Source organism: Eubacterium sp. CAG:156 (genome assembly GCF_000434315.1).
In the GTDB taxonomy this organism is placed as follows: domain Bacteria; phylum Bacillota; class Clostridia; order Lachnospirales; family Lachnospiraceae; genus Eubacterium_U; species Eubacterium_U album.
Window position 1 is genome coordinate 1 of sequence record NZ_FR878186.1, and the last position, 17,648, is coordinate 17,648.

Here is a 17,648-nt window from a genome sequence, read left to right on the forward strand (position 1 = left end):
ATTATCAATGTTCTTGTTTTGCTTGTTGTCAACTTGTTTTGTCGACTTAAATAATCAATCACACTTTCTTTTGTTTGTCAATGTCTTTTTTTATCTGAGAAGTTTCAAACGGAGAAGGAGGGATTTGAACCCTCGCGCCGCTATTAACGACCTACTCCCTTTCCAGGGGAGCCCCTTCAGCCACTTGGGTACTTCTCCAAGCAACAGCTTACAGGTGATTCATTATTTAAAAACGGAGAAGGTGGGATTCGAACCCACGGTCCCTTTCGGAATCACCGGTTTTCAAGACCGGCTCCTTAAACCACTCGGACACCTCTCCAGTTGTTTGCTTCGTTCCGTTTCCGTAACGCGCTCAATTATAATATCATTGTTGTTTACATATGTCAACAATATTTTTCAACTTTTTTTATTTTTTTATTTTTCGTGAAGTGAAAAATTTATTTCCACTTCATCTTATTTATTTTTAACAATTTCTAATCATTTAGACATGCTTATTTTGCATTAGGCACTCGCATAGTATTATATCTTCTGGTGTTGTTATTTTTATATTATCATATGCACCTTCTACAAAATGAACTTTAGCATTCCCATATTTTTCTACTACCATTGCATCGTCTGTAATTAATGCATTGTCACTTCTTTCTATATTCTCATAAGCCTCTCTTATTAATTTATCTTCGAACGCCTGTGGTGTTTGTGTTATCCAAATTTGATTCCTAGGTGGAGTATCTATTACAATTCCTTTTTCATCAACTATTTTGATAGTATCTTTTACCGGTACTCCCGCTACGCATGCTTTGTATTTTATCGCTCCATTAATACAATTATCAATTATTTGCTGATTTATTAAAGGTCTTGCGCCATCATGAATCAGAACATAATCGCATTTTGTTTCTTTTAATCCATTATATACAGAATTGTACCTTTCTTTTCCCCCTTCAATTATACTTGATACTTTTGTTAAATTGTATTTTTTTATTATATTTTTGCAATAATCTACATCCTCTTTAGATGTTACCAATATTATTTCATCTACCATGCTCTTCTGAAAAGCATTTAAAGCAAACCATATCACTGGTTTGCCTTTTATTGTCATAAACTGTTTTTTTGTTTTGCTTTTCATTCTACTTCCACTACCTGCAGCAAGAACAATAGCGTTTACTTTCATATTTTTCTCCTAATATCAATGGTTTTAATTTTTCTACTATAATTAACTGTGCACACTAAATACAAATATGATTATAACTATTACTGTTATATATAGTCTTGTTACACAATTAATTTTATTTTTTTAAAATCAAACTATCTTTCACCTAATTTCAAGTTAGGTATTGCATTTAAATCCCATCCATCTCTTTTTCCATTTATGTATTCGTAGTATGCAGCTGATCCAATCATAACCGCATTATCAGTGCACAAAATTGGTGACGGATGATAAAATTCTATATTTTCTTCTTTACATTTTTGCTCAAAAGCTGCTCTAATAGCTGTATTTGATGCCACTCCACCTGCGATAGCCAATTTATTCATGCCACTTTCTTTAACAGCCATCATTGCATGTGTCAACAATGTATCTACTACTGCATTTTGAAACGATGCTGCTATGTCTGCCGGTACTATTTTCTCTTTCTTCATTTCCGCCATATTAATCTGATTTAATACTGATGATTTTAATCCACTAAAGCTAAAATCATAGGCGTTATCTGTTATTTTTGCCCTAGGGAACTCATAGGCATGAGGATTTCCCTCTTTTGATATTTTATCAATTTTAGGTCCACCCGGATATCCTAAACCGATTGCTCTTGCCACTTTATCAAAAGCTTCTCCTGCTGCATCGTCTCTGGTTTTCCCTAAAATTGTATATTTACCATAATCTTCTACTTTTACAAGGTGTGTATGTCCTCCTGAAACAACCAGACAAATAAATGGTGGTTCTAACTCTTTATTTTCTACGTAATTTGCACAAATATGTCCTTCTATATGATGTACTCCAACAAGAGGGATATTTTTTGCAAAACTAATAGCTTTTGCTTCAGCCACTCCAACTAACAGTGCTCCAACTAATCCGGGGCCATATGTTACACCTATAGCATCAATATCATCTAATGTGCTTCCTGCCTTTTCTAAGGCCTCCTCAATAACATAATTAATATTCTCAATATGTTTTCTGGAGGCAATTTCAGGCACAACTCCACCATATAGTGTATGAAGATCTATTTGAGATGAAATTACATTTGACAATGCTTCTCTTCCATTCACAACAACTGCTGCCGCTGTTTCATCACAAGAACTTTCTATAGCTAATATCTTTACTTCTTTCACTTTTATACCTCGTTATTCTTCTTCAAATTTCAAATCGACTGACATTCCATCCTTGCCTGCTTTAGCATTCGGGAATATTTTTGTGACTGTATCCATGTAAAGCTGTGGTTTTACAAGTGACGGACTATAGTGAGTAAGCCACATTTCATTCGGATTTGCTTCTTTTGCAATAGTAGCTGCTTCCTTAAAAGTCATATGCTTATATTCTCTAGCTTTTGCTTCTTTATCAGGTTCTCCATACATGCCTTCGCAAATAAACAAATCGGCTCCTGTTGCTGCTTCAACAATCGCTTGAACAGGTCTTGTATCAGTTGTATAAGTAACCTTAAGACCCTTTCTTCTTTCACCCATAACCATATCCGGAGTATATTTTTTATCTTCATAAATTATTGTTTTTCCTTTTTGGAGCAATCCCCAACATTTAACGGGTAAATTAAGTTCTTTTGCTTTTTCTGGATTAAATCTTCCTTTTCTGTCTATTTCAATTGAATATCCAAAACATGTTACATTATGCTTTACCTTAAACGCGTTGATTTTGTATTCTCCAATATCAATTATTTGTCTGTCGCCGCTTAATTCAATAAAATTAATTTCAAATGGCAATTCTTGAGCTATCATTCTCAAAGCCTTAACAACTTTTTCAAGACCTCTTGGTCCTATCATAGTTAACGGTTCTGTTCTTTCTGCATTTCCCATAGTCAGCAACAATCCCGGCAATCCACTTATATGATCTGCGTGAAAATGTGTTATGCAAATAACATCTATAGGTTTAAACGACCAGCCTTTTTGCTTAATAGCTACCTGTGTGCCTTCTCCACAGTCTATCAATATATTACTTCCATTATATCTGCACATTAAAGCTGTAAGCCATCTTCTTGGAAGCGGCATCATTCCTCCTGTGCCTAACAAACATACATCCAGCATAAATTTCTCCACTTTCTATAAAAAAATTTTTATTAATAATTCTTTTAATGCTCTTGTTAACTCTATGTTGTATAATAGCACAAAGACTTTTTTATGAAAAGGATGTAATTTTTTATACCTGTTCTAACATATAGTAATCATCCTCTACTGAAATATATTCTGTAACGTCAACCGGATATTTAAATAACGTAGCTATCGAATCATAACATTCTTCACATAAATCCATTGTATGCATCTGTAAATCCTTATTAGAAAAATAACCCCATTTTCCCTGTAATCTAATTATTCCTTCCGTAACTATTCCATTTGTCATCTGCATTTTCTTTCCACATTTATGACAAAAAATTTCATATTTACCTTTGCTATTCATCTTTTTCATATTTTTAATCCTTTCTTTTGATGCAATCATCATATTATTTTTTTCGACAAAAAAATAGTGGAAACCTTTGGCATTCCACTATCTAGAAGTATATTTATATTTTTAATAGCATTATAATTGCATCTTCTACCGGATGTTTATAGTATTTTTTTCGTTTTGTAATACTTTGAAATCCAATTTTTTCATATAAAAATATTGCGGCTTCATTACTTTCTCTAACTTCAAGCATTATTTCCTTAATTTGTTCACTTTTAGCATCTTTAATAGCCTCTTTTAGCAACTGCTTAGCCACACCTTTTTTTCTCTTATCTTTTTTTACAGCTACATTCGTAATATCAGCGGAATTCATAACCTTATAAACGCCACAATATCCTATAACCCCTTCTTCCTCTATAGCGACATAAAATGCAGTATTATCTAATTCTAGCGAATCTTTAAATGCTTTTTGTGACCACGGAACAGAAAATATGCTCTCTTCAATCTCCGCTACCTGGGCTATATGCTTTTCGCTCATCTTTTCTATTTTTACCATATTACCCTTATCCTTTATCTGTATAAAACCAAATTATGAAAACTGTTTTATTTTTCTTCCTTCTTTTGCTTTTCAAGCATTTCCCTTTCAGCCTGTGAAAGTCTCAAATAATCAGGTCTATGTTCACTAGCCTCCTCTATTTTTCCATTTTTATAATATATTTGTGCCAAAGCTGCAAGTGACGATGCTCTTTGTCTGTTCATATGGCATGGGGCATATAAATGCTCAGTTTTCATTTTTTCATCTATAATTTCTCTATATGCAGGCACTCCATCTCCCAAGAACATTACTGTTTTTCCTATCTTATCTAGCTCATCAATCAAATCCTCTACAGAAATTGCGCACTGTTCTTTTAATATTTTCATATGTGTCTGTTCAAAGTAATATATTCCAGTGTATACCTGTTGACGTCTTGCATCCATAATCGGACAAATAATATAATTGCTGGAATAAAAATTATATGCCATAGCATCAATTGTCGGTACATTTATTATCGGCTTATTAAGTGCTAATCCAAATCCTTTTGCTGTAGCGCTTCCTATACGTAGTCCGGTAAACGAACCCGGTCCTCCTGTTATTGCTATAGCGTCTATAGTTTCCATGTCCAATTCTATCATTTTGCTAATTTCATCTATCATTGGCAACAATGTCTGTGAATGTGTCTTTTTAAAATTTATTGTATATTCTGCCGTTAATATATCATCTGTTACTACTGCAACTGATGCCACTAAGGAAGAACTGTCTATTGCTAATATTCTCATCTTTATTCCACCGTTATCTTTCTATAATCTAATCCTTTTTCTAAATTCTTTTCTATCAAAACTGTTGATGCATTGTCAGGAATCAGTTCACTTATGAGTTTCGACCATTCTATCAGACATACTCCTTCTCCAAAGAAATAATCCTCATATCCCAATTCATACATTTCCTCAGGGTCACCAATTCTATATACATCAAAATGATACAACGGAATCCTGCCTTCTTCATATATTTGTACAATTGTAAAAGTTGGACTATTTACGCATTCTTTTATGCCAAGTCCGCTTGCAAATCCCTGTGTAAAAACAGTCTTTCCAACACCTAAATCACCATTTAGGCAAATTATTTGTCCTACTTTCGCAGATTGTCCTAACTTTCTCCCAATCTCAAAAGTTTCATCAGGCGAATTTGTTTCATATATCATAAATTTTATTCCTCTTTTCTTTTATGGCAAAACATATTGTAATGCCAGAGTCAAAAGGTCTAAGCCCATATGAGCTTTTCCTACACAACAAAAACATTTGCATAACAAACAGCAAATATTTGTCAAAACAAAAAGATATTGTTTATAATCACCACATAATTATAAACAATATCTTTTTACATTTCAATTTATTTATTTCTAGAGTTTTTTTATAAATGTGCTTATTCTCTTATATAATATTCCTGTTACAATTCCAACTATTATTCCTTTAAATACATTAAATGGTGCTACTGCAACCCAAACAAAGCTCCATTTATCTTTAATTATCGGATTTACTTTTGCTCCTTCTTCTATAATTGCTTCTAACGGCATAAACTTTTCATAAAACGGTAGCATTACATAATAATTAAGAATTGCGCCTGCAACTGCCATTAACACAATACCAACTACTATCCCTATGAATGCTCCCTTTTTAGATTTCTTAAATTTATATATTATTCCCGCCGGAACAACAAGGCAACATCCTATGCAAAAATTTGCCAATTCTCCAACATAACCTGTTGTTGTCCCTTTAAGTAATATTTTAAGCACAATCTTTATAGCTTCCATAATTATTCCTGATACAGGTCCCATAATAAATGTTCCTATCAAAATAGGTATCTCACTAAAATCAAGCTTATAAAAAGACGGCGCTATAAACACTACCGGAATTTCTATAAGGACCATGAGTATTGCAGCAATAGCTGCGAAAATAGCCATCAACGCTAAGTTTTTTGTTGTAAATAATTTTTTCATTTAATTTTACTTCCTTTCTGAAAATTAATATATTATTTATACAGAGCAAAGAAAAAAAGCACCTGGTTCAGGTGCTTTTCATGAGATTATTAATATCATAATTATTAATCTTATTACTTCTCTCATCCAGACTTTACTGTCGGCTATGGAATCACACCATATCATGCCTTTCGGCTCGCTGGCTTATATGCATTGCATAAATACAGCCGGTAGGGAATTTCACCCTGCCCTGAAGAATTATATTTAATATACGGTTAAAAATATTATTAACACGGTTTTATTCCGCATCATATACTCTATTTACTGGTTAATGCCAATGAATCTCTTGTAGATTGCCTTTATTGCTACTTCAAAATCTTCTTCTTCAACACCAACGATAATGTTAAGTTCTGAAGAACCCTGGTCAATCATCTTAATATTTACTCTTGCATCAGCTAATGCTGAGAATAAAATTGCTGCAGTTCCTCTTGCACTCTTCATTCCTCTACCAACTACTGCTATAAGTGCAAGATTGCTTTCGATATAAATCTGATCAGGATGTACTCTGCTCTTAATCTCGTCAATAATAGCTGTTTCCTTGCCTGCTAATGCTTCAGTTGCAATTACAACGCTCATTGTATCTACACCTGATGGCATATGTTCAAAACTTACATTACTCTTTTCTAATGCACGTAATACGTTTTTACCAAATCCGATTTCGCTATTCATCTTATCTTTTTCTATATTAATTACAGACATGCCTTTCTTACCTGCAATACCCGTAATAATATGATCGCAATGTTCAGCTGACTCAGAAACAATCATTGTTCCTCTATCTTCCGGCTGATTTGTATTTTTGATGTTTACAGGAATACCTGCTGCTCTAACAGGGAATATAGCATCTTCATGCAATACTGTTGCTCCCATATATGCTAATTCACGTAATTCTCTATATGTGATAGTCTTGATAGGTTCCGGATTGTTAACTATTCTAGGGTCACAAATAAGACATCCGCTAACATCTGTCCAGTTTTCGTATAATTTAGCTTTAGTTGCTCTAGCAACTATTGATCCTGTTACATCAGAACCACCTCTTGAAAATGTCTTTATTGTTCCATTTGGCATAGATCCATAAAATCCAGGTATTACTGCCTTGTTTGTCTTAGCAAGCTTTGGTGCCAATTTTGCTTCTGTCTTAGTCCAGTCAAAATTACCCTGATCATCAAAGAAGATATATTTTCCTGCATCGATAAAATCAAATCCTAAATATTTTGCTAATACTTTACTGTTGAGATATTCTCCACGGCTTGCAGCGTAATCACGGCCTGCCATATGAGCAAATGCGCCTTTAATTATCTCAAAATCTTCATCAAGGCTAAAATCTTTTAATCCTAAGTCTGCAATAATATTGTTATATCTGTCTTTAATCATCTGAAAATATTCGTCAAAATTTTCGCTTTCAGATGCTAATTCATAGCACTTATATAACATATCTGTAACTTTAACATCTTCAATAAATCTTTTTCCAGGTGCAGATGCAACTACAAATCTTCTTTCCGGATCAGACAATATTATGTCTGCAACCTTTTTAAACTGTTTTGCATCAGCAAGTGAACTTCCACCAAATTTAACAACCTTTGTTTCTTCCATTTTCTTTCAATCCTCTCACACCGAATTACGGCCTTTATATTATATATGTTTTTTTATTATAAATTGCTATCAATTATTATTTACATAAACATTAATCTGTTAATGCAAATTTAACTTAATTTAATATCCCTTAACATTATTCTTCAATTCTTATTCTTGTAATAATATTCTCTAATTTTTCTGATGCAGCCTTAAATTCATCTTCTGACATCGGTCTTGTAACAAAACCAATTTCATTTTCAATTCCTGCATCTATGTATGTTACATTTTCAAACGCTTCTTCAATCTTATCTTTTTCATCACCTTCAACACGAACAAAGAAAGACTTTCTTGATTTGCCAAATTCTAATAATTCTAACTTTTCTTTATCCCATATAACTGTCACAGGAATATTCAAATGTCTTACAGCATCTACAACGTCTGATACAACTGCACTTGCTGTTGGAAGTTTTCCTGCGCCACTACCGATAAATACTAAATCACCAACCATGTTTCCTCTTACTAAGATTCCATTTACAACGCCTTCAACGTTAAACAATGGATGACTTGGTGATAATAATCTTGGTGTTACAGATGCAACTATTCCGTTTGCCTCTTTTTTACATTTTCCTAATAACTTTATAGATTTTCCCATAGCTGCCGCATATTTAAAATCTATATCTGTAATATTTGTTATTCCTTCTGTATATACATCTTCAAAATCAACTGATTTGCCATAAGCAAGTGATGCTAATATTGCTATCTTTCTAACTGCGTCAAATCCTTCTATATCTGCTGACGGATTACGTTCTGCATATCCTAATTCCTGTGCCTGTGCTAATACTGTCTGGAAATCTGCACCTTCTTTATCCATTTTTGTAAGGATATAATTTGTAGTTCCATTTAAGATACCTGCAATCTCACAAATTTCATCTGCTGTAATATGCTGATTTAACGGTCTTATAATCGGTATTCCACCTCCAACACTTGCTTCAAACAAGAAGTTTCTGTTGTGGTCTTTTGCAATCTGAATTAACTCTGCGCCATATTTAGCTACTAATTCTTTATTTGATGTACAAACACTCTTGCCTGCTAAAAGTGATTTTTTCACAAAATCGTAAGCTGGTTTTAATCCGCCCATAACTTCAATAACAATTTCAACTTCATCATCTTCCAAAATAGTATTAAAATCATGAACCAATACTGATTCACATGGGTCACCAGGAAAATCTCTAAGGTCTAAAACATATTTTACGTTTATCTCCTGTCCTGCTTTTTCCCCAATCAATTTTTTGTTTGTATCTAAAATTTCAAACACTCCGGAGCCTACTGTTCCGTATCCTAAAATTGCTACATTAATCATTATCTCTTCCTCGCTTGTTTCATTATCATTGCTTATTTGCATAACAAATTTATGTATACACTTTCAAAATTTTAACATAGTTAATTTTATACTGCAACTTATTTTTCGTTACTTTGCATACTAATTTATTTTCCCTGTATACTATTTTGCTTTAAATATGCATTTATAAACTGGTCTATATTGCCATCTAAAACACTACTTACATTCCCTGTTTCTTCATTTGTCCTATGGTCTTTTACCATAGTATACGGTTGCATTACATATGATCTTATTTGACTTCCCCAGCCTATTTCTTTTATTTCTCCTCTGATTCCTGATTTCTTTTCCTGTTCTTCCTGCTGTTTTAAAAGATACAATTTAGCTTTGAGCATTTTCATTGCTTTATCTTTATTTTGCAACTGTGAACGTTCATTCTGACATTGAACTACTATGCCTGTTGGTAAATGAGTAATTCTTATTGCCGATGAGGTTTTGTTAATGTGCTGTCCACCTGCTCCACTTGAACGATATGTATCTATTCTGATATCATCATCATTAATTTCAACATCTAAGTCTTCTTCTATATCAGGCATTACATCACATGAAGCAAATGAAGTCTGTCTTTTTCCTGCTGCATTAAAAGGAGATATTCTTACAAGTCTATGAACACCTCTCTCTGATTTTAAATACCCATATGCATTTTCTCCATTAATCTGCACAGTTATGGATTTTATTCCCGCTTCTTCACCCTCTAGAAAATCTAAAACCTGAGTTGTAAATCCTTTACTTTCAGCCCAACGCGTATACATTCTATACAACATACTTGTCCAATCACAGGATTCTGTTCCACCTGCCCCTGCATTTAACTTTAATATTGCATTATATTTATCATATTCACCTGACAAAAGAGTTTTTATCTTTACTTCATCCACTTTAGAAGCAAATTCATCCATTGAACTTTTCGCCTCTTCAGCAATTTCTGCATCTTCACTCTCTTCTCCCATTTCTATTAAGACTAAAATGTCATCATACAAACTCTTTAAATTATTATATGTTTCTATTGAATCCTTTAAATTTTTGAGCTCTTTCATATATTTTTGTGCTTTGTCCATATCATCCCAAAAGCCCGGAGCTTCCATTGTTCTTTCTAGCTCAATGATTCTTTCTTCTTTATTTTGCAAATCCAAAGCATCTTTTATTTCGTCTAATTCTTTTTCATATGGAGTCAATCGATATTTTATTTCATCTAATTCTATCATCACTCTCTCCTATAATATGTATTGCCCCCTCCCTTCGGTCAGTGGCTATTCGTCGGAAACATTTATAGGAAAAAATGAACTTCGTTCATTTTTTTCTCCTATATTTTTAACAGATATAATTTACTGTTTCAATTTATTGCTTTACTTTCTGTTAACACTAGGAAAGGACAGGTGTTGTCCTGTCCTCTTCCTCTTAATGTGTTCTTCCACAGCAATGTTTATATTTCTTACCAGATCCACATGGACAAGGATCATTTGGATATACCTTAGCAACATCTCTGTGCTTTGGCTTTTTAACTCCTTCATCATCCTTATTTGTTCCGGTAACCTGAGCAACTTCTTCTCGCTCAACTTTTTGTTCTACCTGAAGATGCATTAACATTTTTATTGTTTCAAATCTGATATTAAGAATCATATTTTCAAACATTTCGTAACCCTGCATCTTATATTCTACAACAGGATCTTTCTGTCCATAAGCCATAAGGCCTATTCCCTGTTTTAACTGATCCATATCATCGATATGATCCATCCATTTTCTATCAATAACCTTTAGAAGAACAATTCTTTCAATTTCTCTTATCTGTTCGGGTTCAGGGAATTCTGCTTCTTTATCTTCATATAATTTAACTGCTGCCGCCTTAAGTGTCTGCTTAAATTCAGCCTTTGATAAATTAAGGATTTCATCCTTTGTCAATGAAAGCTTTATTGGCATAATTTCAAGAATACTCTGATTCAATCCAGCAAGATCCCATTCAGATGATGGCTGATTATCTCCAATGTAAGTATCAACTTCATTTTCAACTACATCTGTAATCATCTTAACAATGGCATCTCTCATATTATCGCCGTTAAGAACTTTTTCTCTTTCTGAGTAAATAATTTCTCGCTGTTCATTATTTACTTTATCAAATTCTAATAAGTTCTTTCTAATACCAAAGTTATTTCCTTCAATCTTCTTCTGAGCTCTTTCGATTGTTTTGCTTAATGACTTATGCTGAATTTCTTCATTCTCAGGAACTCCTAATGCATTAAACACAGACATAAGTCTTTCTGAACCGAACAATCTCATTATATCATCTTCCAATGAGATGTAGAATTTAGATTCACCCGGATCTCCCTGACGTCCTGAACGACCTCTTAACTGGTTATCAATACGTCTTGATTCATGTCTTTCTGTTCCAAGTACCTTTAATCCACCTGCTGCTCTTGCTTCATCATCAAGTTTAATATCTGTACCTCTACCTGCCATATTTGTAGCAATGGTAACCGCACCGTGACGTCCTGCTTCTGCTACGATTTCAGCTTCTAATTCATGATACTTTGCATTTAAAACTTTATGAGGAATTCCCTCCTTCTTTAATAATGCACTTATTTCTTCAGATGCATCTATGTTAATTGTACCAACCAATACAGGCTGTCCCTTAGCATAGGATTTCTTTATTTCTTCTATAACTGCATGTAATTTTTCTTTCTTTGTTTTAAATACAGCATCATCATGATCAATTCTTGCTACAGGTCTGTTTGTAGGTATTGCTACAACATCCATGCTGTAAATATCTCTAAATTCTTTTTCTTCTGTAAGGGCTGTACCTGTCATACCGGCTTTCTTATCATATTTGTTGAAGAAATTCTGGAATGTAATAGTTGCAAGTGTCTTACTTTCTCTCTTAACTTTTACATGCTCCTTAGCCTCAATCGCCTGATGCAATCCGTCTGAATAACGACGGCCCGGCATAATACGTCCTGTAAATTCATCTACAATGAGAATTTCATCATCTTTTACAACATAATCCTGATCTTTAAACATAAGATTATGCGCTCTTAATGCTAAAATCATATTGTGCTGCAATTCAAGATTCTCTGCATCAGCATAATTGTCAATATGGAAGAATTTTTCAACCTTGTCAATACCCTGAGCAGTTAATGTTACAATCTTGTCCTTTTCGTTTACAAGGAAGTCGCCATCTTCTTCAATGTCAACACCCATAATAGCGTCCATCTTACTTAATTCAGGGCTTGCTGTACCTCTTTCCATCTGTCTGGCAAGAATATCACAAGCTTCGTACAACTTAGTAGACTTACCGCTCTGACCTGAAATAATCAAAGGTGTTCTTGCTTCATCAATTAAAACAGAGTCAACTTCATCGATGATACAATAATGTAATCCTCTCTGTACAAGCTGTTCCTTGTAAACGACCATGTTATCTCTTAAGTAATCAAATCCTAATTCATTATTTGTTATATATGTAATATCACAATCATATGCTGCCTTCTTAGCATCATGATCCATATCAGCAGTAACACATGCAACAGTTAAACCTAAGAATCTGTGAACCTGTCCCATCCATTCAGCATCACGGTTTGCAAGATATTCATTTACTGTAACAATATGAACTCCTTTTCCTTCCAAAGCATTCAAATATGCCGGAAGTAAACATGTCTGTGTCTTACCTTCACCTGTTTTCATTTCTGCAATTCTACCCTGATGAAGAATAATACCACCTAAAAGCTGAACTCTATAGTGTTCTGTATTAAGAACTCTTCTCGCAGCTTCTCTTACTACCGCAAATGCTTCCGGAAGTAAATCATCCAAAGTCTCTCCTTTTGATAATCTATCCTTGAATTCTGTCGTTTTATCTTTAAGCTGTTCATCCGACAATTCCATCATAGCCGGTCTGTAGCTTTCAATCTTATCTAGCGTATGCTGATTTCTTTTAATCTCTCTGTCACTATAAGTGCCAAATACTTTACTAAATGCGCTCATTATATACTCCCAATTATGTATTTCTATGATAATAACGTTTCAATAACCTTATAATCACACTAGCATATTGTATCACTTAAGAGTTTTTTATTCAACATATTATCCCCTGCATACTGTTACTATTTTGTAAAATATTTGTTAACATCACACTTGTTTCCATACTCCCCACTGTCCACAAGTTTCAGGATTCTCACCAACTGTCCACCATTTAGCCTGATATACTTTGCCGTTATAGTAAACTCTGTTTCCATTTGTATATACAGTATTACTATCCCATGTTGGATACTGGCTTACATTTTCTGTTGTTTCAGGTGTCTTTGTTGTAACCTCAGGCGCTTTTGTTGTAGTTGTTGTCTCTGATGCCTTTGTTGTAGTTGTTTCAGGTGCCTTTGTTGTTTCAGGTGCTTTTGTAGTTGTTTCCTGTTCCTTTGTTGTAGTTGTTGTTTCTTCCGGAATAGTCTGTGTTTCTTTTTCAACTGTAAAATCAGCTATGTTACATGCTCCTCCATTTACAACTAAAGTTAATTTATATGTTCCTTTTGCTGCAAAATTAATTGTAACTTTATGACTAATAAAGTTTGTCCATGAATTGCTTGCTGTAATTGCCATTGTTGCCGCATTATTATCATTTAACTTCACAATTATGTTATCTGCATTATATTTGCTATCTCCGGCAGCTAATTTCAAATCAACTGTATAATTACCCTTTGAAGGGACTTTAATATAATAGTCTAAATATGATTCATTTGTTAAATTTCCTGCATATGTTGTATTATCAGATGTATTCATTGTAATTGAACTTGTCTTTGCACCAAATGAATCTACTTTTACAGTTCCCGGAACCTGCGTTACTGTAGCTTTTCCACCTGTACCAACAATAGCCGTAGCTGATTTGTAAATTTGGTTCAACAAACTATATGTAGCATTTTTACTATCCTGGCTAATTTCCCAAATCATGATACCACCAGCATTCTGTGCTGCAAATGTAGCTTTCTTAGCCATTGTATCTAAACCGTTATAATAAACTGTTGTTCCGTTAATAACTGCTGAGTCTTTATATGCATTTGCTGAATTATTAGCAACTACATCTGCATATGACGCCCAGTTAGGTCTTTCATAGAAAGGTACACCTAGTACAATTTTAGACGCGTCTACTTTTCTTGTTGAGTTCCAATAGTTAAATGAATTTGTAAGTAAGCTATATGGTGAATGTCCTGCTCCACCATCTCCGTCATATGCCATAACATTAATCCAGTCAACCATGTTAAGGACTTCATCAGTCTGATATGTTCCACTAGTAGCAGCAACTGCTGACGATAATGTCAATCCTCTCTGTGTTAATCCTTCTCTCAAATATCTCATGAATGACGTAAATTGATTTGCTGAACTTGCTGTTGGATATTCCCAGTCAATATCAACACCATCGAATCCATACTTATCAACTACTGATAAAATACTATTTGCAAGACTTCTGCATTTTGCATCAGTATTTGTTGCTTTTTCAAATGCATACTGGCACAAACTTCCATCTGAATATGACCAGCCTCCAACTGCCATTTCTACTTTTGTTCCACTATTATGAGCTGCCTTAATCAAACTGTTAATTACATTTGCAGAACCGTCTACAGAATCAAGTACACCTGATGCATTTGGCAACGCAAATGAATATATTACTGTAGTTAATTTATCCCACTGAATGCTTGATGCAATATCTCCATACCAGTTTGGATAGTACGCTACTGCTTTAAAATTGTTTCCATATTTGCCCTGTGTGTCAGGTACATCTATATTAACTTCAGGCTCTGAATCATCCTGGGTTTCATTTCCATAAACTTCAATTTCCCATATAGAATATCCATAAGGAAGCGCTCTCTTAACACCTTGCATTTTTACATATCTGGCCTTTACTCCATTAAGAGATACTGTTTTATTTCCTCCTGTCTGATTATTTAATGTCTTTGCAGTTGTCCAGGACATGCCATCATTTGAAATTTCTATTCTGTATTCTGTTGCATAAGCTGCTTCCCATTTAAGCACCACATTATTAATTTCATATGTCTTACCCAAATCAATACATGCCCACGCATTATCTGCAAAGTCTGATGACCATCTTGTTCCATCATCACCATCAACTATATTTTTTCCTGTAAATGTATCATTTTCGTTTCCTGAAACTGTTACTGCTTTGTTCTTTGAAATTAATTTTCCTTCAGTCTGTGGTTTTTTCACAGCTTCAGTTGTTGTTTCTGTTACAGGCTGTGTAGTTGTTGTTTCAACTGTTGGCTGTGTAGTTGTTTCTTCAGGTTGGCTATTTCCAGGAATTGCAGATGTATTAGATGCTTCCAGTGCAAACTTTTCCCATGTTCCAACTGAAGTTCCACAGGCATGTAATATTCCTGATGTTGTATCATTTATATCTGCCTGAACATAATAATTATTTAAATATGTTTTAATAGCATATGTTCCATCACTCTGTTTTTCAACATAAAATTTTTCCCATGTTCCAATTGCATTACTTCTTGGAATTACCGGGTTTTCTTTATCTGTATCATCAAAAACAGCACATAAATATTTATTATTTGCTCTAGACTGGAAAGATACTGTTCCATCTGAATTATAAATAACTCTAAATTGTTCCCATGCACCGGCAGAATCTCTGTTAGCTACTAAATTAGACTGTCCATAATTATCCGCACAAACATATTTGTTATTTATAGTTGCCTTAATTGAGAAATAATCCGCATCTGTTAATGCCTTATCAGCAAAAACAATTGTTCCCGGCATAGCTTTTTTCATTGTATTATACACAATTCCATTACTACTCTTTGAACCTGTGCCAATTGAATCCTTGCTCCATTTAGCCTTAATATCTGCTAAAGAATCCGATGTAGGATTTACCTTCTGCGTTGTCTTTTCCTGATAAATTCCCCATGAACCCGAATTATTTGTTTTATATGCCCATGATGTGTAATTCCATCCTGCCTTGTTAAATTCATCCATAACATATGTCCATGCATCTTCCAATCCAAAACATGTATATTCACCTATATATGTAGGAACTCCATAATTAGCATTATTTATGCTGTTAATAAGATTTTTACATGAATCTTTCTGTCCCTGTAAATCACTAATATAATTCCATGTATAGTGATGATATTCATACATTACATTGCTCCATCCATAATCTGATGGTTTTGGAAGATTTGCAGTTCCCCAACATGATTCCATAATGATAATATGGTCAGGGTCAACTGATCTTATTGTTTTATACATCTGATCATAAAATGCCCAATGCTTAGAAGATGTAGTTCCGGCTTTTTCTCCCGGTTCGTTTAAGGTATCATAAGCTGCCACTGCCGGATTTCCTGCATAATGAGCCGCTACTGTCTTCCATAATTCTAATGTTTTATTTTTATAATAGTTATTCGAGAAAAACGTTACGTCAGATACGTTGTCAATTACTTCCCCTGAATGATCCTGTCCGTTTTGTGAACCAAATGCTCCGTGTAAGTCTAAAATTACATAAATTCCTCTCTTACTACATTCTTCAACAAACCAATCAAGTTTTTTAAAAGCATCATCCCTAAGAACCCAATCTGACTTAGAATTGTCATATTTGTATAGATTCATGTAAGTAAACGGAACCCTTATTGCACTCATTCCCATTTCCTTACAATTGTCAAAATCTGATTCTGACCAATAGTTGTTTTCATACAAATCAAGTAATTCATACATAGTATTTTTTCCAAATCTGTTTTCAAGATTTGACATAAGTGTTTTCTGGTCTCGTACATTTGTAGAACACATCCAACTTTCCTGTACAAGCCATCCTCCCGTATTTGTACCTCTTAAGTACACCATGTTTCCTTTACCATAATTATTCTTAATTGATGTACCATCACATTTTAAGAAATCATTGCTGGTAAAACCTGTTGTTGCTGCTTTTACTTCTTTATTGTTCTTGTATGTATATAGACCCGTAAGTAATCCTGCTGTCATTGTTACACACAAAAAAGAAGCAAGCAATTTCTTGCCAATTCTTTTTGCATTTCGCATAATCAAAACCTCCTCAATATATTGCACATATGTGCGCCCAATCGTAGCGTGCAATCTAAACCTCATATAGCAAAACCCCTAACGTTTTACGTTTTACTGCACTGTTTATATTATAAAATTTACCCCACTTTTTTTCTATAAAATAAAACTGCTTTTATTCGTAAACGTAATTTTTGTATATTTCGATATTTGGCAGCCATATTTTTTATGCAAATTGTCTAGTCAGTTTTGTTTTGAATCGTTTTTAACATCTAAATATTTATTATATGTTCATAAAAATATTTTTATATTTATATTACAGTTCTATTGCTTTTGATTCTATTCTTTAATTAATCTCTTGCACCATATTACTTAATAAACATTTAATGCATCCAATGTTTATAATTTGTAATCTTAGTTTTCTGTATGCAAAAGAAAAGTTCGAGGTTGTGAATGTTATTAGCATCCCGGTTATAAACTTGGTTTACTCCATTCTTTACAAAGA

Annotated in this window: 13 protein-coding genes, 2 tRNA genes and 1 riboswitch; all 15 genes read right to left on the minus strand. The window is 33.7% G+C overall.

Annotated features, from left to right (window positions below):
* Positions 1–109: 109 nt before the first annotated feature.
* The 15 genes from ABMA45_RS09420 to ABMA45_RS09490 all read right to left on the minus strand — a co-directional run bounded on the left by ABMA45_RS09420 (position 110) and on the right by ABMA45_RS09490 (position 17,164).
* Positions 110–198: transfer RNA gene (locus ABMA45_RS09420), tRNA-Ser, on the minus strand.
* Between the two features lie 35 nt (positions 199–233).
* Positions 234–319: transfer RNA gene (locus ABMA45_RS09425), tRNA-Ser, on the minus strand.
* A gap of 162 nt (positions 320–481) precedes the next feature.
* On the minus strand, positions 482–1,168 hold the full coding sequence (gene ispD / locus ABMA45_RS09430) for a 2-C-methyl-D-erythritol 4-phosphate cytidylyltransferase (RefSeq protein WP_022089637.1): 687 nt from the start codon (positions 1,166–1,168) through the stop codon (positions 482–484).
* Between the two features lie 134 nt (positions 1,169–1,302).
* Positions 1,303–2,322, minus strand: a complete 1,020-nt coding sequence (gene tsaD / locus ABMA45_RS09435) for a tRNA (adenosine(37)-N6)-threonylcarbamoyltransferase complex transferase subunit TsaD (RefSeq protein WP_022089638.1) — start codon at positions 2,320–2,322, stop codon at positions 1,303–1,305.
* A 12-nt stretch (positions 2,323–2,334) separates the two neighbouring features.
* Entirely contained in the window at positions 2,335–3,246 is a 912-nt protein-coding gene (locus ABMA45_RS09440; RefSeq protein WP_022089639.1) for a ribonuclease Z, read from the minus strand.
* Positions 3,247–3,358: 112 nt separating this feature from the next.
* Positions 3,359–3,625: a hypothetical protein gene (locus ABMA45_RS09445; protein ID WP_022089640.1), complete on the minus strand. Its 267-nt coding sequence runs from the start codon at positions 3,623–3,625 to the stop codon at positions 3,359–3,361.
* 94 nt (positions 3,626–3,719) lie between these two features.
* Complete coding sequence (gene rimI, locus ABMA45_RS09450) at positions 3,720–4,157, minus strand: ribosomal protein S18-alanine N-acetyltransferase (protein WP_022089641.1); 438 nt, start codon at positions 4,155–4,157, stop codon at positions 3,720–3,722.
* A gap of 47 nt (positions 4,158–4,204) precedes the next feature.
* Complete coding sequence (gene tsaB, locus ABMA45_RS09455) at positions 4,205–4,918, minus strand: tRNA (adenosine(37)-N6)-threonylcarbamoyltransferase complex dimerization subunit type 1 TsaB (protein ID WP_022089642.1); 714 nt, start codon at positions 4,916–4,918, stop codon at positions 4,205–4,207.
* A gap of 2 nt (positions 4,919–4,920) precedes the next feature.
* Positions 4,921–5,340 carry a tRNA (adenosine(37)-N6)-threonylcarbamoyltransferase complex ATPase subunit type 1 TsaE gene (gene tsaE, locus ABMA45_RS09460; RefSeq protein WP_022089643.1) on the minus strand — a complete coding sequence of 140 codons (420 nt, stop codon included), beginning with the start codon at positions 5,338–5,340 and terminating at the stop codon, positions 4,921–4,923.
* Positions 5,341–5,538: 198 nt separating this feature from the next.
* Positions 5,539–6,135 (minus strand): ECF transporter S component, encoded by a 597-nt coding sequence (locus ABMA45_RS09465; protein WP_022089644.1) that lies wholly within the window; start codon positions 6,133–6,135, stop codon positions 5,539–5,541.
* Between the two features lie 110 nt (positions 6,136–6,245).
* Positions 6,246–6,376, minus strand: a riboswitch (FMN riboswitch).
* Between the two features lie 59 nt (positions 6,377–6,435).
* Entirely contained in the window at positions 6,436–7,764 is a 1,329-nt protein-coding gene (locus ABMA45_RS09470) for an aspartate kinase (RefSeq protein WP_022089645.1), read from the minus strand.
* 136 nt (positions 7,765–7,900) lie between these two features.
* Positions 7,901–9,106, minus strand: a complete 1,206-nt coding sequence (locus ABMA45_RS09475) for a homoserine dehydrogenase (RefSeq protein ID WP_022089646.1) — start codon at positions 9,104–9,106, stop codon at positions 7,901–7,903.
* Between the two features lie 125 nt (positions 9,107–9,231).
* Positions 9,232–10,344, minus strand: coding sequence for a peptide chain release factor 2 (prfB, locus tag ABMA45_RS09480; protein ID WP_022089647.1), 1,113 nt, complete (start codon positions 10,342–10,344; stop codon positions 9,232–9,234).
* 193 nt (positions 10,345–10,537) lie between these two features.
* Positions 10,538–13,108 carry a preprotein translocase subunit SecA gene (gene secA, locus ABMA45_RS09485; RefSeq protein WP_022089648.1) on the minus strand — a complete coding sequence of 857 codons (2,571 nt, stop codon included), beginning with the start codon at positions 13,106–13,108 and terminating at the stop codon, positions 10,538–10,540.
* A gap of 144 nt (positions 13,109–13,252) precedes the next feature.
* Positions 13,253–17,164: a glycosyl hydrolase family 18 protein gene (locus tag ABMA45_RS09490; protein WP_022089649.1), complete on the minus strand. Its 3,912-nt coding sequence runs from the start codon at positions 17,162–17,164 to the stop codon at positions 13,253–13,255.
* Positions 17,165–17,648: the final 484 nt, after the last annotated feature.